Consider the following 25437-nt stretch of genomic DNA (forward strand, 5'->3'; position numbering starts at 1 on the left):
CCATTTGTCTCAGGCGCCGCCTGTGGAGACTGCCGTAAAGGCCCGCCCCACCTGCTCGCGCAGAGGCTGGAGACGGGTGAAGCCCCGGTTGGTCAGAATGACAAGGACAGCGTCCTGATCGGGCAGTTGTTCGAAGTCCGCGATATAGCCGTTCGTGCCGCCGCTGTGCCCGACCATGGCCTGGCCAGCCGCCGAAGAAACCACCACGCCCAGCCCATACCCCCTGGGCCCGACCACAGCCTTGCCGTCCCGGCTCACCACCGGCGCAGCGCGCATCTTGGCCAGGCTTTCGAGCTTCAGCAATCGGCCTTCATCCAGGGCGCGGTCGAGCGCCAGCATGTCTGCAAGACTGGCGCGGACCGCTCCCGCGCCAAGTTGAATAAAGGCCCAATTCTCGGCCTGGCTCAGGGCGCCAGGCGCGCCGTTATAGCCGATCGCCAAGCCTTCTTCCTGCACAGCCACCGGGTGACCGGCGACCAGATTGGGCGCTTCGACGCTGGCGGTCGTCATTCCGGCTGGCTTGAGCACCAGCTCATCGAGGAGGCGGTCGAAGGGTTCACCCCGGGTCGCAGCCGCCGCATGCGCCAGAAGCTCGAAACCGAAATTATTATAGCGGAAGTTTTCGCCTGGCGCTTCCAGGGGGCGGGTCTCGTCCTCCGGGAGGTCGTTCAGAACCGCCTTCATCGCCGTCGGGTGATCGACGCTGAAACGCGCCAGCATGGCCTCCGTCAGGTCCGGCAGACCCGAGGTGTGGTTCAGCAGGTTCCGCACGGTGACGCCCGCCCAGCTCGAAGGCGCATCGGGGAGATAGCGACTGATCGGAGCGTCGAGATCCATCTCGCCGTTTTCGCACAGGCGCAGGATGGCGATGGCCGTCAGATACTTGCTGGTCGAAAAGATCTTGAACCGCGTTTCGGGCGTGTTGGCGACGCCATTGACGGGATCGGCCTGACCACAGACATGCTGGAATAGCATCTCGCCGCGCCGCGCCACCGCGAGCACCCCGGAAAATTCACCGGCCTCGCACGCTGTGACGAGTTGCGCTTCAAGAGGCGCGAAATCAGGTCGCTCTGCGGCGGAGGCCGTCATGGGCGACAACAGTAGCAGTGAGGCCAATGCCCCGACGGGAAGGCTATGCTTGATAAGGGTCATGACCGCAGCCTAGGGAGCGGCCCCTCCTCTCCTCAAGTGAAGCTTGAGTCAGGTTGCGGCCATTAACGTGACGAACGTCGCCCCTGCAGAAGCGCCGTGTCGCCTTCCAAGCGACGGGCGGAGCAACGAAGCCGCAGGCCCAGCCCCTCAATGCTGCGCAGAACTCAGGGACGCACCACGTCGCCAACCCAGGCGAATGAATGCCCAGAGCGGCTGTTCGGTTGTCGTAGGCGGCCTGGCCGATTTTCGGCAACCTTGAGCCATCTACGCTCTCCTTGAGCGAGGATTTCTGTATGGTGCCCCCCATACTTTTGGGGGGAAGTTGCATGGTTACCGAGGTTGAACGCGAACGAGACATCGAAAACTGGAAGCGAATGCAGTTCGCCTCCGACGGGGGTTCAGGTGGCGATGGTTCGGACGGCGACGGGCTCGGCGGCGGTGACATGGGCAGGGACCGAAAGCTGCTGCTGGAGATACTCGATGATCTCATCGCCGACCTCGGCGTCTTCGGTCAGGCGCTCGACACGCCCGCGCTCTATGAGTTCGTTCGGGAAGGCACCGATCGGACCGAATTGCTGCACATGGGGCAACTCGCTCACGGCATGATCGCCAATGACGCCATACCCAAGCTCAAGGTTCTGCGTGCGGACTTGGAGATCAACTATCCGCTCCGACACGCCTTCCTTTTCTCGGCCGGGCTAACGGGCAATCCGCTCTTCTTCAAAAGGCAGGTGTCAAAAAAGTGGGGTCTACCGAAGGATCTGGCGTGGGCTGATCGGCTCGCCGTCGTGACTTTCCTCAATCGCGCACGCGAAAATTTCGAGATGGGCGCAAAAATTCTCGGCAGCCTAGAGGAGGCGTTGAAGGAGTTTCCAGGGATCAAGACCCTGCTCGAAGCCATCGACGAGCTCCTGTCGATCTTCGACTTCTGGTCTCGACACATCACCCGCCAACATAACTACAGAACATATCCGAATATCGGTGGGCGGATAATCTTCGCCTAGGAGTAAGGGGAAGCGCCCTGCCCTGAAGCTCGTTGCTCCTGTACCAGCGCAGCCTCCTTCGCCCGACCGGCTGGCGTCTCACAGCCACGGACGTAGGTGTGCCTGCCGCAACCTTGCGATCTGGCGGGGTCATCAGGCAGGCTGGCAGCATCACAACTGGCTGCCCCGTGAAGGCGGCCTATCCCGAGGATCAGGCGCGCTTGATCGCCTTCGGCGCGGTCATGCGGAGCGAGCGGCTGTTGGTGGCTTGGCCGCCGAAAGAATGAGGGCATCAACGGCGGTGTGAACCTGTGTTCGTGCATGTGGCGCAAGCACGGCCTCTCGCCCCGCGCCGCGCAGGATCGACAGTCCTTCAATCAGGGCGACGATCAGGACCGCGCAGTCCCGCGCTGTATCGGGCGCCAGGTCTGGTCGCGCCGCTGACGCCAGATCGGCCACCCGATCCAGATAGGCGGCGTAGAAGCGGGTCAGAGCGGCGTCGGCGGCGGGATCGCGGCTGGACATGGCCCACAACTCCCACAATAGGCGACAATCCTCGCCCTGGGTCTGACTGTCCAGAACGGCGTCGATCGCCGACGGCAGGTCCCTCGCCGTCTCGCCCAGCCGAGCGTCCCAGTCGGCGAGGTAGCGGTCCACCAGGGCGCTCAAAAGCGTATCCAGAGAGGTGAAGTAATACTGGACGTGACTGAGGCCCAGTCCCGCCTCGGCGGCGATGGCGCGCAGGCGAAAGCCATGCGCCCCTTCGCGCGCCAGCACCGTTGTCGCAGCCGCCAATATGGCTTCGCGCCGCGCCTCGCCTCGTTCCGCCATCACCTTCGCCTTCCTGTTCGCGTTGCGGATTTTACAGAGACTTGTTCAAACGACCAAGTTCACTTATTTGGTCAATCGACCAATTTTAAAAGTGTGGATGAGATGCAAACGAAGACAGTGATCCTGGCGGGCGGCGCAGGCGTGGTGGGGTGCCAGGTCGCGGCCATCCTGCGGCGACGCCAACCGGACCTGCGGCTGGTCCTGGCGGGGCGACGGCTGGATGCGGTGCAGGCAGCGGCCGCACCGCTGGAGGCAGAGGCGATACGGCTGAATATCGATGCGCCTGATCTCAGCGGGGCGTCCAGAGGGGCGATCATCGTCGGCCTGGCCAATGATCTGAACGATCGGCTGCTGACGGCGGCGCTGGACGCCGGATCGCCCTATCTGGACGTGACGCGCTGGACGTCGGCGCAGAAGCAGGCGCTGACCACGGTCAGTGCCCAGGGACGACCCGCCGCGCCCGTCGTCTTCGCCTCCAGTTGGATGGCGTCGACCATCGGCTTGATAGCGCGGGACGCCGCGCGGGAGCTGGCGTCAGTCGAGCGGATCGACATAGGCGTTCTCTTTGGACTGGCGGATCGAGCGGGGCCCAACTCGGTCGCCTACATGGACCGCATCTCGACGCCCTTCCTGACGATGGAGGACGGCGTCTGGCGCGAGCGACGCGGGTTCCGCGACGGTCAGGTCAGGGATTTCGGCGAAGGCGGCCCTCACAGGCTCTATCGTTTCGACACGCCCGATCAGGCCAACCTGCCCGCCCTGACCGGGGCTCGCACGGTGGAGGCGCGCATCGCGTTCGACGGTCAGATCGAGACCCGCCTTGTTCACGTCTTGGTCGCCAGCGGCGTGTGGAAGGCCCTGTCGGGACCGCGTTTCGAAAAGCTGCGCCGATCCATGCTCTACAACCCCGGCGAAGGGGCAGCGCACCGGGTGCGGATCGAGCTGGAGGGACGCGACGCCCAGGGCGAGACTATCCGACAGACAGTGCAGGTGGTCGATCCCGAAGGGCAGACCCATCTAACCGCCCTGGGCGCCGTCGTTCAGATCGAGCGGCTGCTTGGGCGGCTCGGGCCTGCGCTGGAACCCGGCGTGCACCTGGGCGAGGCCATGCCAGACCCGGCGCTCGCAACGGCTCTGTTGAAAAGCGAGGGCGTCTGTATCAGCGGCTAGGTCGCCGTGGATGGGTGCTTGGCGAGCAGGTGCTGGCAATGTCTCGACGGTGAAGCGGCGCAAGCCTGCGAGAAAAGGCCGAGGTCGCCAACCCGGCCGACACCGCCGCATCGACCGGTGACGATCTGCCGCCCAGGAAGACTTCGATCGTCAGACAAGGGTCATGAGCATTCAGACGAGCCCGCAGGGACTTCGGGTCCAGCGACGTGCGCGGCGATCCCGAGAACGAAACGACGTCGGCCGCCGCCCAGCGAGGACAGGGCCTGTTCGTGGGCGCTCAGAAAAGTCCGCGCAGATTCCGGGAACAGCGCACAGATCGCCCCTATCGACAGCATCGCCATTGCTCCAACCGAATCGAGGATGAGGCGCCGGTCGGCCAAGCAGCTTCAGACCCTGGCGATACGCCTCACCGTCACAAGGCAAAGCAATGGTGCAAGGGTGAAGACGCCGAACAGCCAGCGCGCCGCACTTGCGGTTCCCGCCGTCCCGCCGGGATCGATCAAGCCCCCGGCATTGGCCACCATTCCCGCGAGCGCGGCGCCCATGGCCGTGGAGAATAGCTGGACGGTTGTCAGGGAGGCGCCGGCCAGTTCCTGTTCGCTCGGGATCGCCGCCTTGATCACCCGGGTCAGCAGATGCGGCCATGCCAGGCCGACGCCCATCCCGATGCCGGCCAGGGCCAGACAGATCGGGACCAGTTCCAACCAACCGCCGGCGCTGACGTTTGGCGCCAGCACGGTCAGAACCACCATGCCGACCAGGACAAGAAGCGGGCCGGCCATGACCATGCGATCAGCGCCGCGCCCGCCCGCCCCTGCACTGGCGATCGAACCGAGCGTCCAGCCGGCAGCCATAAGGGCCGCGAGATAGCCTGCCACGAGCGGAGATTGATGATGCAAAACCTGCAGGAAGAGAGGCACGAAAATCTCTCCGCTTGTGACCGCCATGGAGAGCAGGAATATGGTCGCGTAGAGCGCGGCGATCGATGTTGTCGGCCGAAACGCCCCAAGGGGCAGCAGCTTCAGCCGGGCGCGCCCCTCCACCCAGACCAACAGGCCCGTCAGAACGATGGCTGCGACGACGCCGAGAATATTCCAGGTCAGGCCGGGCAAGGTGCTGCCGGCCGAGATCGCCAGCACTGCGGCCATTAGCAAGGCGATCTGCGTGAAGGGGATCGCCGATCGCTCAGCCGGCCGGGCATCCCCCTTCGGCAAGGCCATCGCCGCCAGCAGGGCGAATAGAATGGCGACCGGAGCGAGCGACCAGAAGGCCGCCCGCCAGACGCCAAGCTGAGCGAATACGCCGCCGACCGCAGGGCCGACCAGGGTCGCGACGCCCCACATGCCTGAAACGAGCGCCATCGCGCGCGGCCAAAGGGCTTCGTGGAACACCACCCGGATCATCGCATAGGCAAGGGCAAAGAGGAATCCGCCGCCGAGTCCCTGGACGAGACGCCCAATCAACATGATCGGCATTGAAGGCGAAACCGCACAGATCAAGGCGCCGATGGCAAAAACCGCAGCCGCGATCGCATAGCCGCCCCTTGGCCCCGCCCGCTGGAGCAGCCTGGTCGAGAGCGCGGACCCCATGATGGAGGCGACGACGAAGACCGTCGTGTTCCAGGCATAGAGATCCAGCCCTCCGATATCGCGAACAACCGAAGGCAGGATGGTGGTCGCGATGTAGACGTTGATCGCATGGAGAGCGACGCCCCCGACAAGCGCGAGCGACCGTACGCCGTTCGCGCCGGACAGCAGGGCGGCCCAGCCGACCCTCGGCGGGACGAGGAGCGCCTCACCTGTATCGTCGTCCGCCGAGCGTATGGGTTGCGAGCGCGGCTCGGACGGGATGTCGCGAGAGTTCATGTCAGCTCCACTTCGGGATCTCATCCGCAACCGCGGATGCGAGCTTGCAAGGGCAAGCCGACACGCCTTATGAAACCTCAACCATAGTTGAGGTCAAGAAGCTTCATGAACATGCCGATCGACGTCCGCATCCCGCTTTCGGTCGGAGACATTGCGCGTCGCAGCGGCGTCGCGGTCTCGACCATCCACTTCTATGAGGCAAAGGGGCTGATCCAGGGATGGCGTAGCGACGGCAACCAGCGCCGCTATTCCCGCGACGTCCTGCGCCGCGTCGCCATCATCAAGGTGGCTCAACGCGCGGGCATTCCGCTGGCGGCGATCAAGACGGCGCTGGCCAAACTTCCGTCCGACCGAGCCCCCGCCCTGGACGACTGGCGACAGCTCTCCACAAGTTGGCGCGACATGCTGACTGACCGCATACGCAGCCTTGTTCAGTTGCGTGACCAGCTTGACGGGTGCATCGGCTGCGGCTGTCTTTCAATGGCCGACTGCCCCCTCAGAAATCCGAGTGATCGTTTGAGCCAACTCGGCGAAGGCGCTGTCCTGCTCGAAAGAGACACGACAGCAGACCTTCGCAAAGGCAGCGACGATGAGTGAACTCAACGATATTCACAAATCAACCGAGCGACATGACCACCCGCCCTTCGATCTGGCCCCTGTGCATGCGGGCGAAGATGTCGTTGATGTTGTCCAGCGGTTCGACTGTATTGATCGACTTCACCTTGCCGTCGGCCGCAAAATCCAGGGCTTCCTGAAGGTCCAGTCGCGTGCCGACGATCGAGCCCCGCACCGTCGTCCCGTTCAGCACCATGTCGAAGATCGACAGGGGAAAGTCGCCAGGCGGCAGGCCGTTCAGGGCCACCGTCGCCCCGCGCGAAGTCATGCCCAGGGCTTGCTCGAACGCCTTGGGCGACACGGCCGTGACCAGCACCCCCTGGGCGCCGCCGTCGGTCTGGCGCTTGATGTCGGCGGCGGGGTCGTTTGAGGTCTTGGCGTTGACCGTCACGGTCGCGCCCAGGCGCCGGGCCAGGTCGAGCTTGGCGTCGTCGATGTCGACCGCCGCCACGTTCAGGCCCATGGCCTTGGCGTACTGCACCGCCAGGTGGCCCAGACCGCCCACGCCCGAGATCACCACCCAGTCGCCCGGCTTGGTGTCTGTGACCTTCAGCCCCTTGTAGACCGTGACCCCGGCGCACAGGATCGGCGCAATCTCCTCGAAGCTGATGTTGGCCGGCAGGTGGCCGACGAAGTTCGGGTCGGCGACGACATATTCCGCAAAGCTGCCGTTGACCGAATAGCCGGTGTTCTGTTGATCATGGCACAGGGTCTCCCAGCCGCCGAGGCAGTGCTTGCAGTGGCCGCAAGCGGTGTAGAGCCAGGGCACGCCGACGCGGTCCCCCTCCTTCACGTGCTTGACGCCTGCGCCGACGCCCGAGACATAGCCGACGCCCTCATGGCCCGGAATGAAGGGCGGGTTCGGCTTGACCGGCCAGTCGCCTTCAGCCGCGTGCAGATCGGTGTGGCAGACCCCGGTGGCCTCGATCTTCACCTGGATCATGCCGGGGCCCGGCGTCGGGATCGGCGCATCCTCGATCACCAATGGTTTGCCGAACTCACGCACGACAGCGGCCTTCATGGTCCTGGCCATAATCACTACTCCTCGGTTGGATCGCGAAAGAGAAAAGGCGCGGACTGAACGTCCGCGCCTTCGAAAGGATCAGAAGAAGCCCAGCTTGTCCGGGCTGTAGCTGACCAGCAGGTTCTTGGTCTGCTGATAGTGGTCCAGCATCATGCGGTGGTTCTCGCGGCCGATGCCCGACTTCTTGTAGCCGCCAAAGGCCGCGTGCGCCGGATACTGATGATAGCAATTGGTCCAGACCCGCCCGGCCTGAATGGCCCGGCCGGCGCGATAGGCGGTGTTCATGTCGCGTGACCAGACGCCGGCGCCCAGGCCGTATTCGGTGTCGTTGGCGATCTCCATCGCCTCTTCGAAGGTCTTGAAGGTGGTCACGGCCAGGACCGGACCAAAGATCTCCTCCTGGAAGACCCGCATGTCGTTGGTGCCCTTGAACACCGTCGGCTTGACGTAATAGCCGCCCGACAGGTCGTCCGGCAGCAGCGACTGGTCCCCGCCCGTCAGGACCTCGGCCCCTTCGTCCTTGCCGATCTTCAGATAGCTCAGGATCTTCTGTAGCTGCTGGTCCGAGGCCTGGGCGCCGACCTGGGTGGTCGGGTCCAGCGGATCGCCCTGCTTGATGGCCTCGACGCGGGCGATGGCCTTGGCGATGAAGGCCTCATAGATGTCTTCGTGGATCAGGGCGCGGCTGGGGCAGGTGCAGACCTCGCCCTGGTTCAGCGCGAACATCGCAAACCCTTCCAGCGCCTTGTCCAGGAAGGCGTCGTCGGCGTCCATCACGTCCTTGAAGAAGATGTTGGGCGACTTGCCGCCCAGCTCCAACGTCACCGGAATGATGTTCTGCGTTGCGTACTCCATGATCTTCTGACCGACGGCGGTCGAGCCGGTGAAGGCGATCTTGGCGATGCGCGGATTGGTGGCCAACGGCTCGCCGACCTCGACCCCCGTGCCGGAGACGATGTTCAGCACGCCGGCGGGCAGGATGTCCTGGATCAGTTCGGCCAGCAGCAGGATCGAGGCCGGGGTCTGTTCCGCCGGTTTCAGCACGATGCAGTTGCCCGCCGCCAGGGCCGGGGCGATCTTCCACGCCGCCATCAGGATAGGGAAGTTCCAGGGGATGATCTGGCCGACCACGCCCAGCGGCTCGTGGAAGTGATAGGCGACCGTGTCGTTATCCAGCTCCGAAATGCCGCCCTCCTGGGCGCGGATGCAGCCGGCGAAATAGCGGAAGTGGTCGATGGCCAGGGGGATGTCGGCCGCCAGGGTCTCACGCACCGGCTTGCCGTTGTCCCAGGTCTCAGCCTCGGCCACGGCCTGAAGATTGGTCTCGATGCGGTCGGCGATCCGATTGAGGATCAGCGCGCGCTGGGCGACGCTGGTCTTGCCCCAGGCGTCCTTGGCGGCGTGGGCGGCGTCCAGCGCCAGCTCGACGTCGGCCGCGTCCGAGCGAGCCACCTCGCACAGGACGCGGCCGTTCACCGGGGAGGTGTTCTCGAAATAGCGGCCGTTGACCGGGGCGACCCATTGGCCGCCGATGAAGTTGTCGTAGCGCGTCTTGAATTTGGGCGTCGCGGCGCGGATGAATTCGGGCTTGGTCACAGAGAGCCTCCTGCTGGTTTCCTGGGGCGTCGATTGTTCGACGTCGTTTGAGGCCAGTTTGGTCGGCAGGGGACGAAGCGCCAGACGCAGGCGCAATGGTGCGGCGCAAACCTGTCGCAGGATTGCGACAGGTCAGTGCAGGTCGATCAGACCGAGACGATGCAGCTTGCGATGCAGGGTGGCGCGACTGACGCCCAGGGCCCGCGCGGCGGCCGAGACATTGCCTCCGCTGCGGGCCAGAGCCCGCCGCACGGCCCCCCGCTCGGCCTCCAGCAGGTCCGCCTCGGCCCCGCCGGGCGTCAGCAAATCCGACGCCGGCAGCTGGGCCGCGATCCGCTCGTCGGTGATGGCCAGCGACAGACGCGCCGCCCTTGTAGCCCCGATCACCAGATCATGCCTGTCGACCGCCAGCAGGGCCGCTGCGTTCCGCTCAGTCGCCCCGCCCGCCAGCACGATGCGCGCGTCGGCGAAGGCCTGCAGGAAGGTCTGGGCCTCGATGGCCTTCGCCGCATCCGACACCGCCGCCGAGATCAGCCCCAACAGCGCCTCGGTCGCATCCGCCCGACAGGACGACACATCCAGCGCTCCGGCGAGCCGCCCCATGTGGTCGTGGATCGGGTGGGTGATGCAGCTCAGCCCCGTATTGCGGGCGTGGAAATGCTGTTCGCGGTGGATGGTCACGGCGCGATGCTCGGCCAGGGCCGTGCCGATGCCGTTGGTGCCCTCGACCGCCTCGGACCAGACCGCGCCGGGCCACAGACCCCAGCGGTGGAAGGTCTCGTCGTCGGCCGCCGCCCCGCGCCGCTCGACCGGCACGCCCTCGGCGTTGGTCAGCAGGACGCAGCACCCGACCCCTCCGACCGCCAGGAACAGCCGATCCAGCACGCCCTCGGCCGCCCGCGTCAGCGGCTCCATGGCCTGACGCGCCTCAAGAAGCTGCTGCTCGGTGACGGTTTCGACCCGGCCATGCTCGACGGGATCGAGGCCGTAAAGGGTCATAGAGCGCCGCCACGACGCCGCCAGCGCCGAGCGCGCGCCCGCTCCCTCGTCCAGCGCCTGCCGGATCAGACTGCCGTGATCACCGCGCCACCGATCAGCCATCGGTCGGTCTCCAAGGGTTCCCTCGACGCAATTTGACGCCCCACTGCGCCAAACGTCAACAGCCCGCTCAGGGCAGCCGACGCCCAGTCCGCTTCCTCAAGGTCCGCGAACTCGTCGGGGTGGGTGCCGATGACCTGCTCGTGGCTAAAGGCGAAGATGCGCCGGTTCAGCATCCGAACGGCGTCGTCATCCAGCTCGTCTGCTCGCCCACGACGCCCGGATTGTCGAGGTGTTCCATCAGAGCGGCCACCGTCGGGCCGAGTGGATAATAGAGCGCCAGATCATTGTGGCCGACGGGCTCCAGCAGGTTCATGACCGGCTGGTCTGACGTGATGAAGCGACGGATGCCGGCGGCGCGCACCGTGCGAAGCCTCCATCGTTGTCGATCCGCGAAGAGCGAGAAGCCCATGTTTGCCGCGAGGACATTGCGCATCACCGGCCAGATATTCTGGAATTCGAGAGGCAGCCCCGACGGCAGTCTGCCGTCGCCGATGACCTCGGCGATCCGTTTGGTGCGGAGGTGCTGCACCGAAATGAAATGGCTGAAGGCGATGGCCGCGTCCTCTTCGTCAGGCCAAAAGGCCGCGCCGCCCCTACGCAACCTGTGAACAAGAGGCAGTCGTACTTGAAAGCGATGCCTCCTGACGGTGTTACGAGCACGTAAAAGACCGTCCCTGTCGGTCTTTTTATACGCCTTTGATTTTCCTCGCGTATTCATCAGTTCTGCGTCGGTAAGCATGCCATTTCCCTTTCCAAAAGACCGTCAGGCGTTTTCGGGGTCCTTGCCGGTCACTTTTCCAAAACAATTCAAAAGCTTGTTTCGAAAAAAAGACCGTCAGGACGCCCTGGATGGGGTGACGGTATGAAGCAGGGGCGGCGGAAGCAACGGACGCGAGACCGTCAGGAATACCGTCACCACAAAAGCGAGACCCTCCGAAAGTCTTCGAAGGGCCTCGTCAGAATTTACTTTTACGTCAGCGACTTACAAGCAACTTCGCAAGCGATCCCGAAAGCTGCCGAAAGGCATGAATTATTCCCACTCGATGGTGCCGGGGGGCTTCGACGTCACGTCGTAGACGACGCGGTTGACGCCTCGGACTTCGTTGATGATCCGCGTGGCGGTCTTGGCCAGGATGTCCCAGGGAAACTGGTAGAAGTCGGCGGTCATGCCGTCGGTCGAGGTGACGGCGCGCAGGGCCAGGACCTTTTCATAGGTCCGGGCGTCGCCCATGACGCCGACCGTCTTGACCGGCAGCAGGACGGCGAAGGCCTGCCAGATGTCGTCGTAGAGCCCGGCCTTGCGGATTTCGTCCAGATAGATGGCGTCGGCGTCTTGCAGGGTGGCGACCGCTTCCGGGGTGATCTCGCCCGGAATACGGATAGCAAGGCCCGGCCCCGGGAAGGGGTGGCGTCCGACGAAGGCGTCGGTCAGGCCGAGTTCGCGGCCGAGGGCGCGGACCTCATCCTTGAACAGCTCACGCAGCGGCTCGACCAGCTTCAGCTTCATGAAGTCCGGCAGGCCGCCGACATTGTGGTGGCTCTTGATCACCGCCGACGGGCCGCCCGAGGCCGAGACGCTCTCGATCACGTCGGGATAGAGGGTGCCCTGGGCCAGGAACTCGGCGCCTTCGATCTTGGCGGCCTCGCGGTCGAAGATCTCGATGAAGACGCGGCCAATGGTCTTGCGCTTGGTCTCCGGGTCCGAAATCCCGGCCAGCTGGCCGAGGAATTCCTTCGACGCATCAACGTGCACCAGCGGGATGTTGTAGTGCTCGCGGAACAGTTCCGTGACCTGCTTGGCCTCGTCCTTGCGCAGCAGGCCGGTGTCCACGAAAACGCAGGTCAGCTGATCGCCGATGGCTTCATGGATCAGGACCGCGGCCACGGACGAGTCCACGCCGCCCGACAGGCCGCAGACCACCTTGGCCGAGCCGACCTGCTCGCGGATCTTGGCGATCTGCTCGTCGCGATAGGCAGCCATGGTCCAGTCGCCGGTCAGGCCGGCGATGCCATGGGTGAAGTTCTTCAGGATCACGGCGCCGCGCGGGGTGTGCATCACCTCCGGGTGGAACTGCACGCCGTAGATCTTGCGCTCCTCATTGGCGATGGCGGCGTAGGGCGCGCCTTCCGAGGTGGCGATGACGTGGAAGCCTTCGGGGATGGCGGTGACGCGGTCGCCGTGGCTCATCCACACGGTCTCGCGGTGATCGACGGCGCCGATGCCGGCGAACAGCGGACTCTCGCGGGTGATGACGATCTCGGCGCGGCCGAACTCGCGATGGTGGCCGCTCTCGACCTTGCCGCCCAGCTCGGCGCAGATGGTCTGTTCGCCGTAGCAGATGCCCAGCACCGGCACGCCGGCCTCGAACAGGGCGTGGTCAGCCTTGGGGCTGTCGGCATCGGTCGTCGAGTTGGGGCCGCCCGACAGGATGATGGCCCTGGGCGCCACCGTCTTCAGCGCCTCGCCCGCCTTGTTGAACGGATGGATCTCGCAATAGACGCCGGCTTCGCGCAGGCGCCGCGCGATCAGCTGCGTCACCTGACTGCCGAAATCGACGATCAGGACGGCTTCATGGGTGTGTGGCGCGGTCATGAGGGCTCAGAATCCGAAGCGGGCGTTGATGGGGCGGGTTCTTGACGGGTGAAGACGTCGGGATCAAGTCGCGATGCGGGCACATCGGCCAATGCGGCCAACCCTTGCGTCGTCAGCACCTCGGTCAGACGGTCCCAGGCGGCGGCCAGGTTGGCGTCGACGTGGTGCAGGGTGGAGGTCCAGTCCTCCAGCTTTGTCAGCTCGCTCTTGCCGTCGCTGACGCCGCGCAGGGCGACCAGGGGCACCCCGAACGTCTGGGCCACACGCAAGAGGGCGAAGGTCTCCATATCCACCATCTCGGCCTCGATGGCGTCATAGGCGGCGCCGGAAACCACGTTGGCCCCGGTCGACAGGGTCGCGGTCGGCACGCCGGGTATCGGGCAAGGCAGAGGCAGAACGGCGGGCAGGTCCAGCAGCGGAGTCCGCCCCTTCTCGAAGCCCAGCGGACTGGCGTCCATGTCGCGATAGGAAACGGACGAGGCCTGATAGACCGCCGCGTGGTCCAGGTCGCGCGATCCGCACGAACCCAGCGACACGATCAGGTCCGGCAGGACGTCCTCGGCTTCGAGCCGCGTCAGGGCCGCGGTCAGGGCGATGGCCGCCTCGACCGGGCCGATGCCGGTCATCAGCGGCGTGATCCGCGCCTGAAGGGCGGCGCCGTACTCAGCGGGCGCCGCCATGACGGGCAGGACCGTCAGGCCATAGATGTCTTCGGAACGCCCCTCGCTCACGCCGTCCGCTCATAGACGGCGGCGAAGAAGCCGTCGGTGCCGGTCGAGGCCGGCGACAGGCGCAGGCGATGACCGCCATCGGCCAGAGCGCCCAGACGCTCGCGCGCCGCATCGGTCAGGGTCGAGGCGTTCAGAGCCTGAGCCACCGGGACCGGCGCGAACTCGGGGTGGTTTTCCTCGAAGGCGTCGGCCGTGGCTTCGTTTTCGCCCCGCAGCATGGAGCAGGTGACGAAGACCAGACGCCCGCCCGGCTTCACCAGGGCCGAGGCGCGGTCCAGAATCTGGACCTGCAAGGCGTGCAGGCGCTCCACCTCCGACGGCTTCAGACGCCAGGCGTCCTCGGGACGACGGCGCCAGGTGCCGGAACCGCTGCACGGCGCATCGACCAGAACCACGTCGGCCTGACGCACCAGGTCCTCGACCCCGCCGCCGTTCTGGCCCAGCAGGCGCAGGTCGGCGGTGACGCCGGCGCGGGCCAGGCGCGGACGGATGTTGTCCAGACGCTTCTGCACCACGTCATAGGCGAACAGGCGGATGGTGCTGGTGATCTCGACCGGCTTGGCCTTGGGCTTGGGTTGGGGCTGGGGCGCAGCGCCCTCCCCGCCGACCGGCGACCATGTGGCGACCGGCGCGGCCTCGGCTTCAGCCTTGGGCGCCTTGGTCACGATCGGCTGGCCCAGCATGGCCAGACCCAGGGTCTTGCCGCCGCCGCCGGCGCAATAGTCGACGACCGTCATGCCGGGCTCGACGCCGGTCAGCCAGCAGGCGACCTGACTGCCTTCGTCCTGAATTTCGATATGGCCCTGCTTGAAGGCCTCCAGCGCCTGGACGTTGGGCGGGGGCTCGGCCGACAGGCGCAGGCCGACAGCGGACCAGGGCGTGCGCTCGGGCGACAGGCCAGCCTCGGTCAGTTCCGCCTCGACGCCCGCGACCGTGGTCTTGGCCACGTTGACGCGCAGGTCGATGGGCGCGCGCGGCGCCATCAGTTCGTGGGCTTCTTCAGTCCAGCGGTCGCCGAAGGTGATCTTGAAGTCCTCGACCACGAACTCGGGCAGGCCGGCGGCGACCCAGCCGGGCAGTTCGCCCGGCCCGGCTGTGATACGGGCGCGCTCCTGCTTCGACAGGGGACGCGGGCCGTAACCCTCGCCCGAGTGCAGCAGCTCGATCTCGTCCAGCGACAGGCCGTCGATCAGCGACAGCGAGCCAATGACCAGGGCGCGACCGTCTTCACGACCACCCATGGCCCAGACCAGACGCCCGCGGGCGCGGATGACCTTGTAGACGCGGTCGGCGATGGCGCGACGATCCTTGGACCCCGCATAGCGGTTGGCGGCGCCCCAGGCCTTCAGCACCACCTCGGCCGGCTGGCGGCTGTGGGCGATGCTGTCGAGGACGGAGGCGGCGGCGGCGAGGCGGGCTGCAGGGGTCAATCGGGTCTCGGATCAGTTAAAAAGAGCCGCGAGGATCATGATCAGTCCCGCAAGCGAGACCAGCCAGACCAGCGACCGGATATAGGGCACGCCAAAGGCGTAAAGCGGAACATAGACGACGCGCGCCCAGAAATAGAGGGCGGCGCCCCACAGGGTCAGAGCGCTCTCCGCCCCCGTGACGTGGGCGATCAGAACGGCGCCGATGAACAGCGGCAGGGTCTCGTACAGGTTGGACTGGGCTCTTTCGAGGCGGCCGACGACAGGGTTATGCGATTCCGGCGTCTGATCGCGGGCGCCGGCGTTCCATTTGGAGCCGAACTCCAGGGTCCGCGCTCCCGCCGGCAGGAAGATCTGCACCAGGGCCAGAACCAGCACCGCCGCCAGATAGGTCAGTTCAGTCGTCACGTCCTAGCCCCTCCGCATTCAGTCACAGACAAAACCGCTCCCGATCCGAAGACCGGGAGCGGATCAGGGTCAGCCCTGACGATAGTTCGGCGCCTCGCGCGTGATCATCACGTCGTGGACATGGCTTTCGCGCAGGCCCGCATTGGTGATGCGCACGAAGCGGGCGCGGTCCTGGAAGTCCTTGATGGTGGCGGCGCCGACATAGCCCATGGAGGCGCGAAGCCCCCCGACCATCTGGTGCAGCACCGGCGAGATCGGCCCCTTGTAGGCCGTCTGCCCCTCGATGCCCTCAGGCACCAGCTTCTCGGTGGAGACTTCCTTCTGGAAGTAACGATCCGCCGAGCCGGCGCCCATGGCCCCGACCGAGCCCATGCCGCGATACGACTTGTAGGACCGGCCCTGGTACAGGAAGACCTCGCCGGGGCTCTCGTCCGTGCCGGCGAACATCGAACCCATCATGGCGACCGAAGCGCCCGCCGCGATGGCCTTGGCCAGATCGCCAGAATACTTGATGCCGCCATCGGCGATGACCGGAGAACCGCTGTCCTTGGCCGCACGGGCGGCGTCCATCACGGCGGTCAGTTGCGGCACGCCCACGCCCGCGACGATGCGGGTGGTGCAGATGCTGCCCGGACCGATGCCGACCTTCACGGCGTCGGCGCCGGCGTCGATCAGGGCGCGGGTTGCGTCATAGGTGGCGACGTTGCCGGCGATGATCTGCAGACGGTTGTTCTCGCGCTTGATGCGCTCGACCACCTGGGCCACCGAGGCCGAGTGGCCGTGGGCGGTGTCGATCACCACCACGTCAGCGCCCGCTTCGGCCAGGGCCATAGCGCGCTCGTACCCGGCGTCGCCGACGGTCGAGGCGGCGCCGACCAGCAGACGGCCCTGCTCGTCCTTGGCGGCGTTCGGGAAGGCCTGCGCCTTCTCGATGTCCTTCATCGTGATCAGGCCGACCGCGCGGTAATCCTCGTCCACGACGATGACGCGTTCGATCTTGCGCGTGCGCAGCAGGTTGCGCGCCTCGTCACGACCGGCGCCTTCACGCACGGTGATCAGGTCGCCCGTGGTCATCAGGGCCGAGGCCTTGATCGAGGGATCGCTCTCGAACCGCATGTCGCGGTGGGTCAGCATCCCGACCAGCTTGCCGGTCGCCGGATCGACCACCGGGAAGCCAGTGATTTTCTTGCGGTCGACGATCTGGCGAACCTCGCCCAGGGTCGTGTCGGGCGACACCGTCACCGGGTTGATGACCATGCCGCTTTCATAGCGTTTGACGGCGCGGACCTGCTCGGCCTGCTCCTCGATGGTCATGTTGCGGTGAAGCACGCCCAGGCCGCCAGCCTGCGCCATGGCGATGGCCAGGCGGCTTTCGGTCACTGTGTCCATGGCGGACGACAGCAGCGGGATGTTCAATTTGATGTTGCGCGTCAGCTGGGTCGAGACATCCGCCATCGCTGGCATGATCTCGGACGGGCCGGGTTCGAGCAAAACATCGTCGAAGGTTAGGCCTTCGCGTATCTCCATAGGGAGTCTCCGTTTTGCGGGCCGCGTATAACGCCCCATGGCGGGGAACCGCAACCCCAAGCGCGGGCTATAGGAAGAATAAGAGGAATTGCCTTGCACCCTGAGGCGTCCAGACCCAAGTATTGCGAATGGTTCGCATATTGATCAGCACCGCCCGACGCCTCGCGCTCAAGATCGCGAGCTACGGCCTCATGCACCTGATCGTGGCCATCCTGGTCGCCTTCGCCCTGACGCGAGACTGGCGCATCGCCCTGGCCGTCGGCGTGGTCGAGCCCATCTTCCAGACCTTCGCCTATTCCATCCACGACCGCATCTGGCACCGGATCGAGCAGCGCCGAATGCGCTCGGGCTTCGAGGAAACCGCCGAGGCCGTCACCGCCCGCCTGGAGCTGATGACCATGGCGGAGCAGGACCGCGTCCACGGCGGCCATCACGGCCACAGCCACGCCCTGCCCCGCAGCCTGAAGCAGGTGGCGCTGAAGACCGTGACCTATGGCCTGATGCACTTCACCGTGGCGGTGCTGGTCGCCTTCGCACTGACCCGCGACTGGCGCATCGCCTTGGCCATCGGCACGGTCGAGCCCCTGGTCCAAACCGTCTTCTTCACCCTGCACGACCGCATCTGGACGCGCATCGAGGCGAACAAGGCCCGTCGGGCGGCGGGAGCGGTCGCGTAACACCATCCTCCCCTGCGCAGCGGGGGAGGGGGACCATGCGCAGCATGGTGGAGGGGGCGAGATTAGACACGCCGGTTGAGAGCCCACAGCGAACAAACCCTCGATTTGGAAAGGTTGCGGACGTCTCCGCCCCCTCCACCGCCTGCGGCGGTCCCCCTCCCCCGTTTCACGGGGGAGGATCGAGCGTGTTTCCTCACCTACCGCTTGTTCAGCGCCACCAGAAACACCTCGGCGCTGCCCTTGCGGCTCGACTCCGGCTTCACATACTTCACCGTCTCGAACTCTTCGCGAAGCCGCGTCAGAACCCCGCCGGCGTCACCGCCCTGGAAGTTCTTGGACACGAAATTCCCGCCCGGCTTCAGCGTGCGAATGGCGAAGTCGGCGGCGATCTCGATCAGGGCGATGATCTTCAGGTGGTCCGTCTTGCGATGGCCGACCGTGTTGTGCGCCATGTCCGACAGCACCAGGTCCGGCCGTCCGCCGATGGCGTCGATCAGTTGCTGGTCCACGCCCGGATGGGTGAAGTCCGCCTGGATCAGGGTCGCGCCGGGAATCGGCTCTATCATCAGCAGGTCCACCCCCGCCACCGCCGACGCTCCGCGATCCAGCGCCACCTGAATCCAGCCGCCCGGCGCCGCGCCCAGGTCGATGACCCGCGAGCCCTTCTTGATCAGGCGGAATCGGTCGTCGATTTCCAGCAGCTTGAAGGCCGCGCGGCTGCGCCAGCCCTCGGCGCGCGCGCGCTCGGACCATTTGTCGGCCAGCTGGCGCTTGATCCACTGCTGGCTCGACATGGACTTGGTGTCGGCCGTCTTCATTTTCTGGCCCAGGCCGCGCCCTGCGGCGGTGCCGCCCGTGGGCGGACGAACCATCCGGCGGCGTTCCGGCGGCTTCTCAGTGGGCTTTTCGTCGTCAGTCATGCTTCCCACATAGCCGTGACAGCGTTCAGCCGCTATGACCCGCGCACAATTCTGACCCGCACACCCCCAAGGAGAGCCTGATGGCCGACCAAACCCTGACCTTCACCCTCGACACCGGCGACGGCGAAGAACGCAACGTCGTGATCAAGCTGCGCGACGACCTGGCCCCCGGCCACGTCGCCCGCATCACCGAGCTGGCCTCGGAAGGCTTCTACGACGGCGTCGTCTTCCACCGCGTCATCCCGGGCTTCATGGCTCAGGGCGGCGACCCGACCGGCACCGGCACCTCGGGCTCCAAGAAGCCGAACCTGAAGGCCGAGTTCTCGAAGGAACCGCACGTCCGCGGCGTCTGCTCGATGGCCCGCACTTCGGATCCCAACAGCGCCAACTCGCAGTTCTTCATCTGCTTCGACGACGCCCGCTTCCTGGACAACCAGTACACCGTCTGGGGCGAAGTCATCGAAGGCATGGAACACGTCGACGCCCTGCCCAAGGGCGAGCCGCCCCGCGCTCCGGGCAAGATCGTCAAGGCGACCGTCGCCTAAGGAACTCTCCTCCCCACTCTGTGGGGAGGGGGACCACGAAGTGGTGGAGGGGGCGGCGGAAACGCCCGCCGTTGAGACGCCCCCTCCGTCACGGCCGCTATCGCAGCCGCGCCACCTCCCCATCTCTACGTGACAGGGAGGAAAGAGCATCGGACCTCAGTCCCCCGCCCACCACCGCATCGATACGTTGTTAAAGGTCCGGTTTCCGACCTTGAGCGTCCCCTTCAGGACCACGCCCTTGTCTCCCAGATTGCGCCGCGCCGTCGCCAGCGCGCCCTGGTCGAGCTTTCCATCGAACGACACCGCGCCCAAGCCCCCCGACAGGGCCTGAACCCGCACGCGATCTTCGGTCACGTCATAGGCCGCCGGGATCAGCCGCAGGCGACGACGGTTCCCGTTTTCCAGCGGCGGGCCGACCATGTCCTCAAACTCGATCATCACCGGCGCAAAGCCCGCCGGACGCTGACCGCCCTCCCAGGCGATGAAGTCGGGGACCTGACCCATGAAGACATGGTGCAGCCGCCAATTATCGACCCGCACCTCTTCGCTCGGGATGTAGTAGCCGGACACGTCCTCGGGCAGATCATGCGCGAAGGCCGCCGCCTTGGACGCCGCCGGCGCTTCCGGCGACTTCGCCGGGCCATCACAGGCCGTCAGCGCCATCAGCCCGGTCAGGGCCGCAGCGGCGGCGAAACGCTTTATCTTCACAGGCGACCTCACGGCAGGCGGATCAGAGCGGTAAGCCAGCCGATGTCCTGCAGCCTTTCAACCGACTCGAACAGGGGCACGGCCAGCAGGAAGACCAGGCCATCGCGCAAGGTCGTCAGAAAGAAGCGCGGCCGCACGTCCAGCGACTCGGCGTCCCGCCACTTGGAAAAGTCTGGCCCAAAACGCGGCGTCCGCGCGCAATAGTCCAGGTAGGTTGGCCCAAAGGCCTCCGACAACCAGGCCTCCTCGCGACGCACCGTGGCGTAGAAGACCGCGACCGTCAGGATCAGGAACAGGGCCGCCAGCGTCAGGCTGCCCGTCTGTGCGCCCACGCCGAATGCGCCCATGAAACTGAAGATATAGAGCGGATTACGGCTGATCGAATAAGGTCCGCGATCAACGATCTCAGCCTTCTTGCGCCCGCCGATATAGAGGGAGCACCAGGCGCGACCGACAATGCAGACCGCGATCAGGGCCAGTCCGAAAGCTTCCAGCCCTTCGTGCAGCGCGGTCTCGCCGCCCATGGAGCGGGTGACAAAGGCCAGCCCCACGACGCCGACCAGACCGACCAGCAGCGCCAGCTTGCGCAGCCTCTGCACTCTTTGAAGATCAAACCCCTGAACCGCCGACATCCGCATTTCCTCGACTGATGAGGCTGCGACAGAACGCCGCTCAGAGGGCGCTTTCAAGACCTATGTTTGCGACCGTCTCGCGCTCGCAAACCTCACTGGTCCAGCCAGGCGTCTAGCGCGCGAAAACCCTCAATGGCCAGCTCGGTCGAGTCCTGGAACACGGCCGGATTGATCTTCTCCAGGTCGTCGGTCGGACGGTGATAATCTGGGTGATAGTTCACCCCGAAATACAGGAAGGGCAGGCCCGCGCGGTGGAAGGCGGCATGGTCCGACGCCTCGACCCAGTTGTCGGCCCCCTTGTCCTCGGGCGTATCCTTGCCGAAGGCCAGGGCGACGTTGGCGCGGGCCGGCAGGCGCTCCAGCACCGGGCGGAAATAGGGGTGCTGATAGGTCCCAGTGACCCACAGCTTGCCGTCGGTATCGGCCCGCGCCGTCATGTCGAAATTCAGGTTCATCGAGATCGACGACAGCGGCACCGGCGGCGCCTCGACAAAATGCTTGGCCCCCAGCAGCCCGCGCTCCTCCCCGTCCAGCGCCACGATCAGCACGCTGTGCTCCGGCGGGTTGGCCTTCAGCCGCTTGGCCAGCTCCAGCATGGTCGCCACGCCCGAGGCGTTGTCGTCTGCGCCATTGAACACCTGACCGTCGTTGATCCCGACGTGGTCATAGTGGGCCGTGACCACGATGTACTTGTCGGACACGCGCGTGCCGGGAATGACGCCGATGATGTTGGTCCCGCTGAAGGTCTTGGTCCCCTCGCGCGTGCGGCCCTGCATCTCCCATGGCTGCAGCCGCCCCATCGGCGACGGCTGGACGCCCAGAGCCTCCAATCGACCGACGATGTATTCCCGCGCCTTGGCCCCGCCTTCAGACCCGGTGTCCCGTCCCTGCATGTCGTCCGCCGACAGGATGCGCAGGTCGTCCATCAACTGGGCATAGTCAGCGCTCGCCGCGACGGGCGCCTCAGTCGCGACGGGTGTCGCGGTCTCACAGGCGGCCAGCGTCAGGGCGGCGGCGATGGCGGTCAGGCTGGCGAGAACAGGACGCATGGAGGGCTCCGGGCAAATCAGTCAGCGGGACGCTAGCGAGCGTCGCGCCCTGCGTCAGATTACGTTTCTGTCATGGACGCTGCGATCCCGCCGCCGCCGGTGCTAAACAGCGCGACTGATGAAGGCTGACCGCGCGATTCCCATGTCCCAAACTCCCGTCGAAACCCTGACCGAAGACCAGGCCCGCGAGGAGTTGGCGCATCTGTCCGCCGAACTGGCCCGCCACGACGCCCTCTACTACGCCGACGCCGCGCCCGAGATTTCCGACGCCGACTATGACGAGCTGAAGCGCCGAGCCCTGGCGATCGAAGCCGCCTTCCCGGCGCTGACCAGCCCCGTCACCCCGTCACAGCGCGTCGGCGCCCCCGTCTCCAGCCAGTTCGCCGAGGTCCGCCACGGCGTGCCCATGCTGTCGCTGGACAACGCCTTCGACGAGGGCGAGGTGCGCGACTTCGTCGCCCGCATCGCCCGCTTCCTCAAGCTGCCAGGCGACGAGCCCATCGCCTTCGTCGCCGAGCCCAAGATCGACGGCCTGTCGGCCAGCCTGCGCTATGAGAAGGGCGTTCTGGTCCAGGGCGCCACGCGCGGCGACGGCAAGACCGGCGAGGACGTTACCGCCAACCTGCGCACGCTCGACAGCATCCCCCAGACCCTGACAGGCTCGGGCTGGCCCGACGTCATTGAGATCCGGGGCGAGGTCTATGCCCCCAACGACGCCTTTGACGCCTTCAACGCCGCTGCAGAAGCGGAAGGCCGCCGCACCTACGCCAACCCGCGCAACTTCGCCGCCGGCTCCCTGCGTCAGAAAGACCCAAGGATCACGGCCAAGCGCCCCCTGACCTTCTTCGCCTACGCCTGGGGCGAGACCTCGGCGCCCTTCGCCGACACCCAGCACGGCGCGCTGGAGGCCTTTCGCGCCTGGGGTTTTCAGGTCAACGACCGCTCGACCCGTGTCGAGGGCGCCGAAGGCCTGATCGCGGTCTATCGCGGCCTGGAAACCGACCGCGCCCGCCTCGGCTACGACATCGACGGCGTGGTCTATAAGGTCGACCGGCTGGACTGGCAGCAGCGCCTCGGCTTCATCGCCCGCAGCCCGCGCTGGGCCATCGCCCACAAGTTCCCGGCGCAGCAGGCCACGACCGTGCTGGAAGGCATCGACATCCAGGTCGGCCGCACCGGCTCCCTGACCCCCGTCGCCCGCCTGCACCCCGTCACTGTCGGCGGCGTGGTGGTGCGCAACGCCACCCTGCACAACGAGGACGAGATCGCCCGCAAGGACGTGCGTATCGGCGACACCGTCATCCTGCAACGCGCCGGCGACGTCATCCCCCAGATCGTCGGCGTGGTCGAAAACCTGCGTCCCGCCGACGCCGTTCCCTTCGCCTTCCCTCACGTCTGTCCCGTCTGCGGCTCGGAGGCCGTGCGCGAGGGCGACGAAGTCAAACGCCGCTGCACCGGCGGCCTGATCTGCGACGCCCAGATCATCGAACGCTTGAAGCACTTCGTCAGCCGCCGCGCCTTCGACATTGAAGGCCTTGGAGAAAAGCAGCTGATCGCCTTCCACGCGCGCGGCTGGATCAAGGAGCCGGCGGACATCTTCCGTCTCGCCCGCGACGAGGAAAAACTGGCCCTGCTGCGCAACGAGGACGGCTATGGCGAGACCAGCGTCCGCAACCTGGTCGCCGGGATCAACGCCCGCCGCACCATCAGCCTCGACCGCCTGATCTTCGGGCTCGGCGTGCCCGATATCGGCGAACAGACCTCCCTGGTCCTGGCGCGCGCCTTCGGCAGCTGGACCGCCTTCCGCGACGCCTGCATGGCCGCCGCCCACGGTCTGGCCAGCGACGACTGGAAACGGCTGGCCGCGACCCACGCCATCTCGCCGCGCGTCCTGACCCTGATGGCCGAGGCCCGCCCGCCCGTCGAAGATCCCTGGCCCGAGGCGCCTATGGACCAGAAGATCGCCCTCGCCTTCCCCGGCATGGCCGCCCCCGCCCGCCGTTCGCTGGCGGAAATCTCCAGCAACTGGACCGACCTGACCCGCTGGGCCGCCGTGGCGCGCAACGAAGGCCCCTCCGAAATCCTGAACCAGATCGCGGGCGTGTCCGGCGTCGGCCCCGTCGCCGCCGAGGCCCTGGCCCACTTCTTCCACGAGCCGCACAACCAGGCTGTCATGGACGCCCTGCTGGCCGAGCTGGACGCGGTCGAGGACGTCGCCGCCCCCGTGACCGACAGCCCTGTGGCGGGCAAGACCGTGGTCTTCACCGGCTCGCTCGAACGCTTCACCCGCGACGAAGCCAAGGCCCGCGCCGAAAGCCTGGGCGCCAAGGTCAGCGGCTCGGTGTCGAAAAAGACAGACTACGTCGTCGCCGGCCCCGGCGCCGGGTCCAAGCTGAAGGACGCCGAAAAGCACGGCGTCGCCGTCCTGACCGAGGACGAATGGCTTGCCCTGATTGCCTGAATGATGATCGCCTGATGCAAGCCGTCGCCATCGACTTCGAAACCGCCAACGAGCAGCGCGCCAGCCCCTGCTCCATCGGCCTCGCCTGGATCAACGACGGCAAGATCGAGTCCGTCGAGCACCACTACATCCGCCCGCCCGGCATGCGCTTCGCCAGCTTCAACATCGCCTTCCACGGCATCGGCCCGGAGCAGGTCGAGGACGCTGAGGAGTTCCCCGCCGTCCTGGCCGCCATCGCCCCCCGCCTGCAAGGCCGGACTGTGCTCGCCCACAACGCCGCCTTCGACGTCAGCGTCATTCGCGGAACCTGCGACCACTACGGCCTCGCCTACCCCGAGTTCGACTACCTCTGCACGGTCAAGCTGGCCCAGATCACCTGGCCGGACTTCGCCTCGCATAAGCTCAACAACGTCTGCGCCGAGCTGGGCATCCAGTTCAAACACCACGACGCAGCCGAAGACGCCTTCGCCTGCGCCTCGGTGGCGCTGGAGACCCTGCGGCTGCATGAAGCCGCCTGCGCCTCCTCGCTGGCAAACGCGACGGGCATCACGCTCGGACGTCTACACACGGGCGGCTACAGCCCCTGCTCCTCCGCTGGCTCGCGCGCCCGCCGCCCGCGCGCCGCCTGAGCAACACCCCTTTCCTCCCCATTCCATGGGGAGGGGGACCACGAAGTGGTGGAGGGGGCGGCACAAACGTCAGCCGTCGAGTCGCCCCCTCCGTCACGTCGACTACGGCTCCGCGCCACCCCCCCATAAAATGGGGAGGAATAAGACTAGGAAATCCATCACCTTAGTCGCTCATCACACTCAAAACTTGACCTAAAGTCATGTAATCATTGAGCGATGCTCAGATTTCGAGCCTTGTTTCGGACCCAAACCCGGAACACCCTTCACCGACAAGGATCGGCCCAACGATCCGTCTGAAGGAATACGCCGATGAAGTTGTCTGTCCTTGCGGCCGCCGCCGTTGTCGCCGCCGCCCTGGCCTCGCCCGCCCTCGCCGCTGATCCGACCGGCCTGTGGCAGACCCCGACCAATGGCGGTCAGGTGCGCATCGCCCGCTGCGGTCAGGCCCTGTGCGGCACGCTCGTGACCTCGGATCACATCCGCGCCGATCCGAACCAACGCGACGCCCGCAACAAGGACGAGACGCAACGCGGCCGCACCCTGCGCGGCCTGCCCATGCTCAGCGGCTTCACCGGCGGCCCGACCGAATGGCGCGGCGGCTCGGTCTATAATCCCGCGGACGGCGGCACCTATCGCGGCACGATCACCATGACCGGCGACAACAGCCTGCGCCTGCGCGGCTGCATCGTCGCCCCCCTGTGCAAGACCCAGACCTGGACCCGCATCCAGTAGTCCGCATCCAAATCCTCCCCCGCTTGCGGGGGAGGGGGACCGCCGCAGGCGGTGGAGGGGG

25 protein-coding genes are annotated in these 25437 nt (G+C 66.2%); 8 read left to right on the plus strand and 17 right to left on the minus strand.

The features are described 5' to 3' along the window. Positions 1-9: 9 nt before the first annotated feature. Positions 10-1152, minus strand: a complete 1143-nt coding sequence (locus HX774_RS04920; protein WP_178824752.1) for a serine hydrolase — start codon at positions 1150-1152, stop codon at positions 10-12. Positions 1153-1478: 326 nt separating this feature from the next. Here HX774_RS04920 and HX774_RS04925 point away from each other — a divergent pair, with 326 nt between their 5' ends. Continuing rightward, on the plus strand, positions 1479-2156 hold the full coding sequence (locus HX774_RS04925; RefSeq protein ID WP_178824754.1) for a hypothetical protein: 678 nt from the start codon (positions 1479-1481) through the stop codon (positions 2154-2156). 219 nt (positions 2157-2375) lie between these two features. Here HX774_RS04925 and HX774_RS04930 read toward each other — a convergent pair whose 3' ends face one another. Further along, complete coding sequence (locus HX774_RS04930) at positions 2376-2966, minus strand: TetR/AcrR family transcriptional regulator (RefSeq protein WP_255500071.1); 591 nt, start codon at positions 2964-2966, stop codon at positions 2376-2378. Positions 2967-3068: 102 nt separating this feature from the next. Between HX774_RS04930 and HX774_RS04935 the strand changes: the two genes are divergently transcribed. Beyond that, positions 3069-4136: a saccharopine dehydrogenase gene (locus HX774_RS04935; RefSeq protein ID WP_178824758.1), complete on the plus strand. Its 1068-nt coding sequence runs from the start codon at positions 3069-3071 to the stop codon at positions 4134-4136. Between the two features lie 386 nt (positions 4137-4522). Here HX774_RS04935 and HX774_RS04940 read toward each other — a convergent pair whose 3' ends face one another. Further along, positions 4523-6001, minus strand: coding sequence for an MFS transporter (locus tag HX774_RS04940; RefSeq protein WP_178824760.1), 1479 nt, complete (start codon positions 5999-6001; stop codon positions 4523-4525). Positions 6002-6112: 111 nt separating this feature from the next. On the opposite strand from HX774_RS04940, the gene soxR reads away from it, so the two are divergent. Continuing rightward, positions 6113-6598: a redox-sensitive transcriptional activator SoxR gene (gene soxR, locus HX774_RS04945; protein WP_255500058.1), complete on the plus strand. Its 486-nt coding sequence runs from the start codon at positions 6113-6115 to the stop codon at positions 6596-6598. A 19-nt stretch (positions 6599-6617) separates the two neighbouring features. On the opposite strand, the gene adhP is transcribed toward soxR, so the two are convergent. The 10 genes from adhP to guaB all read right to left on the minus strand — a co-directional run bounded on the left by adhP (position 6618) and on the right by guaB (position 17023). Next, positions 6618-7649, minus strand: coding sequence for an alcohol dehydrogenase AdhP (gene adhP, locus HX774_RS04950; protein WP_178824765.1), 1032 nt, complete (start codon positions 7647-7649; stop codon positions 6618-6620). Positions 7650-7718: 69 nt separating this feature from the next. Continuing rightward, positions 7719-9236 (minus strand): aldehyde dehydrogenase family protein, encoded by a 1518-nt coding sequence (locus HX774_RS04955; RefSeq protein WP_178824767.1) that lies wholly within the window; start codon positions 9234-9236, stop codon positions 7719-7721. Positions 9237-9368: 132 nt separating this feature from the next. Continuing rightward, positions 9369-10337 (minus strand): GAF domain-containing protein, encoded by a 969-nt coding sequence (locus tag HX774_RS04960; RefSeq protein ID WP_178824769.1) that lies wholly within the window; start codon positions 10335-10337, stop codon positions 9369-9371. Then, positions 10301-10510 (minus strand): hypothetical protein, encoded by a 210-nt coding sequence (locus HX774_RS04965; protein ID WP_178824771.1) that lies wholly within the window; start codon positions 10508-10510, stop codon positions 10301-10303. Before HX774_RS04965 ends, HX774_RS04960 begins: the two co-directional genes overlap by 37 nt. Further along, positions 10504-11076, minus strand: a complete 573-nt coding sequence (locus HX774_RS19980) for a hypothetical protein (RefSeq protein WP_255500061.1) — start codon at positions 11074-11076, stop codon at positions 10504-10506. Before HX774_RS19980 ends, HX774_RS04965 begins: the two co-directional genes overlap by 7 nt. Before the next feature lie 291 nt (positions 11077-11367). Beyond that, a complete protein-coding gene (gene guaA / locus HX774_RS04980) occupies positions 11368-12930 on the minus strand; it encodes a glutamine-hydrolyzing GMP synthase (protein WP_178824775.1) in 1563 nt (520 codons plus the stop codon). After that, the gene (locus tag HX774_RS04985) at positions 12927-13661 is read right to left on the minus strand and encodes a 5'-methylthioadenosine/S-adenosylhomocysteine nucleosidase (RefSeq protein ID WP_370523341.1); all 735 of its coding nucleotides are present in this window, start codon (positions 13659-13661) and stop codon (positions 12927-12929) included. Before HX774_RS04985 ends, guaA begins: the two co-directional genes overlap by 4 nt. Next, the gene (locus tag HX774_RS04990) at positions 13658-15091 is read right to left on the minus strand and encodes an RsmB/NOP family class I SAM-dependent RNA methyltransferase (protein ID WP_178824777.1); all 1434 of its coding nucleotides are present in this window, start codon (positions 15089-15091) and stop codon (positions 13658-13660) included. The genes HX774_RS04985 and HX774_RS04990 overlap by 4 nt, the downstream gene beginning before the upstream one ends. 12 nt (positions 15092-15103) lie before the next feature. Then, on the minus strand, positions 15104-15496 hold the full coding sequence (locus HX774_RS04995; RefSeq protein WP_178824778.1) for an MAPEG family protein: 393 nt from the start codon (positions 15494-15496) through the stop codon (positions 15104-15106). A 69-nt stretch (positions 15497-15565) separates the two neighbouring features. Then, positions 15566-17023 (minus strand): IMP dehydrogenase, encoded by a 1458-nt coding sequence (gene guaB / locus HX774_RS05000; protein WP_178824780.1) that lies wholly within the window; start codon positions 17021-17023, stop codon positions 15566-15568. Positions 17024-17163: 140 nt separating this feature from the next. Here guaB and HX774_RS05005 point away from each other — a divergent pair, with 140 nt between their 5' ends. Then, entirely contained in the window at positions 17164-17700 is a 537-nt protein-coding gene (locus HX774_RS05005; protein ID WP_255500064.1) for a DUF2061 domain-containing protein, read from the plus strand. Between the two features lie 197 nt (positions 17701-17897). Here the strand turns inward: HX774_RS05005 and HX774_RS05010 are convergent, their stop codons facing one another. Next, positions 17898-18620: an RlmE family RNA methyltransferase gene (locus HX774_RS05010; protein ID WP_178824784.1), complete on the minus strand. Its 723-nt coding sequence runs from the start codon at positions 18618-18620 to the stop codon at positions 17898-17900. Positions 18621-18700: 80 nt separating this feature from the next. Between HX774_RS05010 and HX774_RS05015 the strand changes: the two genes are divergently transcribed. Next, positions 18701-19165: a peptidylprolyl isomerase gene (locus tag HX774_RS05015; protein WP_114816401.1), complete on the plus strand. Its 465-nt coding sequence runs from the start codon at positions 18701-18703 to the stop codon at positions 19163-19165. A 156-nt stretch (positions 19166-19321) separates the two neighbouring features. On the opposite strand, the gene HX774_RS05020 is transcribed toward HX774_RS05015, so the two are convergent. The 3 genes from HX774_RS05020 to HX774_RS05030 form a co-directional block, all read right to left on the minus strand. Then, positions 19322-19873, minus strand: a complete 552-nt coding sequence (locus tag HX774_RS05020) for a hypothetical protein (RefSeq protein ID WP_370523342.1) — start codon at positions 19871-19873, stop codon at positions 19322-19324. Positions 19874-19881: 8 nt separating this feature from the next. After that, on the minus strand, positions 19882-20505 hold the full coding sequence (locus HX774_RS05025) for an isoprenylcysteine carboxylmethyltransferase family protein (RefSeq protein ID WP_114816402.1): 624 nt from the start codon (positions 20503-20505) through the stop codon (positions 19882-19884). Between the two features lie 92 nt (positions 20506-20597). Continuing rightward, positions 20598-21554, minus strand: a complete 957-nt coding sequence (locus HX774_RS05030; RefSeq protein ID WP_178824786.1) for a M28 family peptidase — start codon at positions 21552-21554, stop codon at positions 20598-20600. A 142-nt stretch (positions 21555-21696) separates the two neighbouring features. On the opposite strand from HX774_RS05030, the gene ligA reads away from it, so the two are divergent. From ligA to HX774_RS05045, 3 genes are all read left to right on the plus strand, one after another. After that, positions 21697-24015 carry an NAD-dependent DNA ligase LigA gene (ligA, locus tag HX774_RS05035; RefSeq protein ID WP_178824788.1) on the plus strand — a complete coding sequence of 773 codons (2319 nt, stop codon included), beginning with the start codon at positions 21697-21699 and terminating at the stop codon, positions 24013-24015. A gap of 14 nt (positions 24016-24029) precedes the next feature. Then, a complete protein-coding gene (locus HX774_RS05040) occupies positions 24030-24644 on the plus strand; it encodes a 3'-5' exonuclease (protein ID WP_178824790.1) in 615 nt (204 codons plus the stop codon). A gap of 309 nt (positions 24645-24953) precedes the next feature. Next, positions 24954-25376 carry a DUF2147 domain-containing protein gene (locus tag HX774_RS05045; protein WP_178824792.1) on the plus strand — a complete coding sequence of 141 codons (423 nt, stop codon included), beginning with the start codon at positions 24954-24956 and terminating at the stop codon, positions 25374-25376. Positions 25377-25437 lie beyond the last annotated feature (61 nt).

It is taken from the genome of Brevundimonas sp. P7753 (genome assembly GCF_013386595.1).
Classification (GTDB): Bacteria; Pseudomonadota; Alphaproteobacteria; order Caulobacterales; family Caulobacteraceae; genus Brevundimonas; species Brevundimonas bullata.

Bases quoted from the DNA above. Each gene is read 5' to 3' on its own strand.
- guaA (WP_178824775.1), bottom strand. From the start codon at position 12,930: ATGACCGCGCCACACACCCATGAAGCCGTCCTGATCGTCGATTTCGGC.
- guaB (WP_178824780.1), bottom strand. From the start codon at position 17,023: ATGGAGATACGCGAAGGCCTAACCTTCGACGATGTTTTGCTCGAACCC.
- adhP (WP_178824765.1), bottom strand. From the start codon at position 7,649: ATGGCCAGGACCATGAAGGCCGCTGTCGTGCGTGAGTTCGGCAAACCA.
- HX774_RS04925 (WP_178824754.1), top strand. From the start codon at position 1,479: ATGGTTACCGAGGTTGAACGCGAACGAGACATCGAAAACTGGAAGCGA.
- HX774_RS05040 (WP_178824790.1), top strand. From the start codon at position 24,030: ATGCAAGCCGTCGCCATCGACTTCGAAACCGCCAACGAGCAGCGCGCC.
- HX774_RS19980 (WP_255500061.1), bottom strand. From the start codon at position 11,076: ATGCTTACCGACGCAGAACTGATGAATACGCGAGGAAAATCAAAGGCG.
- HX774_RS05010 (WP_178824784.1), bottom strand. From the start codon at position 18,620: ATGACTGACGACGAAAAGCCCACTGAGAAGCCGCCGGAACGCCGCCGG.
- HX774_RS04960 (WP_178824769.1), bottom strand. From the start codon at position 10,337: ATGGCTGATCGGTGGCGCGGTGATCACGGCAGTCTGATCCGGCAGGCG.
- HX774_RS04930 (WP_255500071.1), bottom strand. From the start codon at position 2,966: ATGGCGGAACGAGGCGAGGCGCGGCGCGAAGCCATATTGGCGGCTGCG.
- HX774_RS05015 (WP_114816401.1), top strand. From the start codon at position 18,701: ATGGCCGACCAAACCCTGACCTTCACCCTCGACACCGGCGACGGCGAA.
- HX774_RS05030 (WP_178824786.1), bottom strand. From the start codon at position 21,554: ATGCGTCCTGTTCTCGCCAGCCTGACCGCCATCGCCGCCGCCCTGACG.
- HX774_RS04965 (WP_178824771.1), bottom strand. From the start codon at position 10,510: ATGCTGAACCGGCGCATCTTCGCCTTTAGCCACGAGCAGGTCATCGGC.
- HX774_RS04935 (WP_178824758.1), top strand. From the start codon at position 3,069: ATGCAAACGAAGACAGTGATCCTGGCGGGCGGCGCAGGCGTGGTGGGG.
- soxR (WP_255500058.1), top strand. From the start codon at position 6,113: ATGCCGATCGACGTCCGCATCCCGCTTTCGGTCGGAGACATTGCGCGT.
- ligA (WP_178824788.1), top strand. From the start codon at position 21,697: ATGTCCCAAACTCCCGTCGAAACCCTGACCGAAGACCAGGCCCGCGAG.
- HX774_RS05025 (WP_114816402.1), bottom strand. From the start codon at position 20,505: ATGTCGGCGGTTCAGGGGTTTGATCTTCAAAGAGTGCAGAGGCTGCGC.
- HX774_RS04940 (WP_178824760.1), bottom strand. From the start codon at position 6,001: ATGAACTCTCGCGACATCCCGTCCGAGCCGCGCTCGCAACCCATACGC.
- HX774_RS04920 (WP_178824752.1), bottom strand. From the start codon at position 1,152: ATGACCCTTATCAAGCATAGCCTTCCCGTCGGGGCATTGGCCTCACTG.
- HX774_RS05045 (WP_178824792.1), top strand. From the start codon at position 24,954: ATGAAGTTGTCTGTCCTTGCGGCCGCCGCCGTTGTCGCCGCCGCCCTG.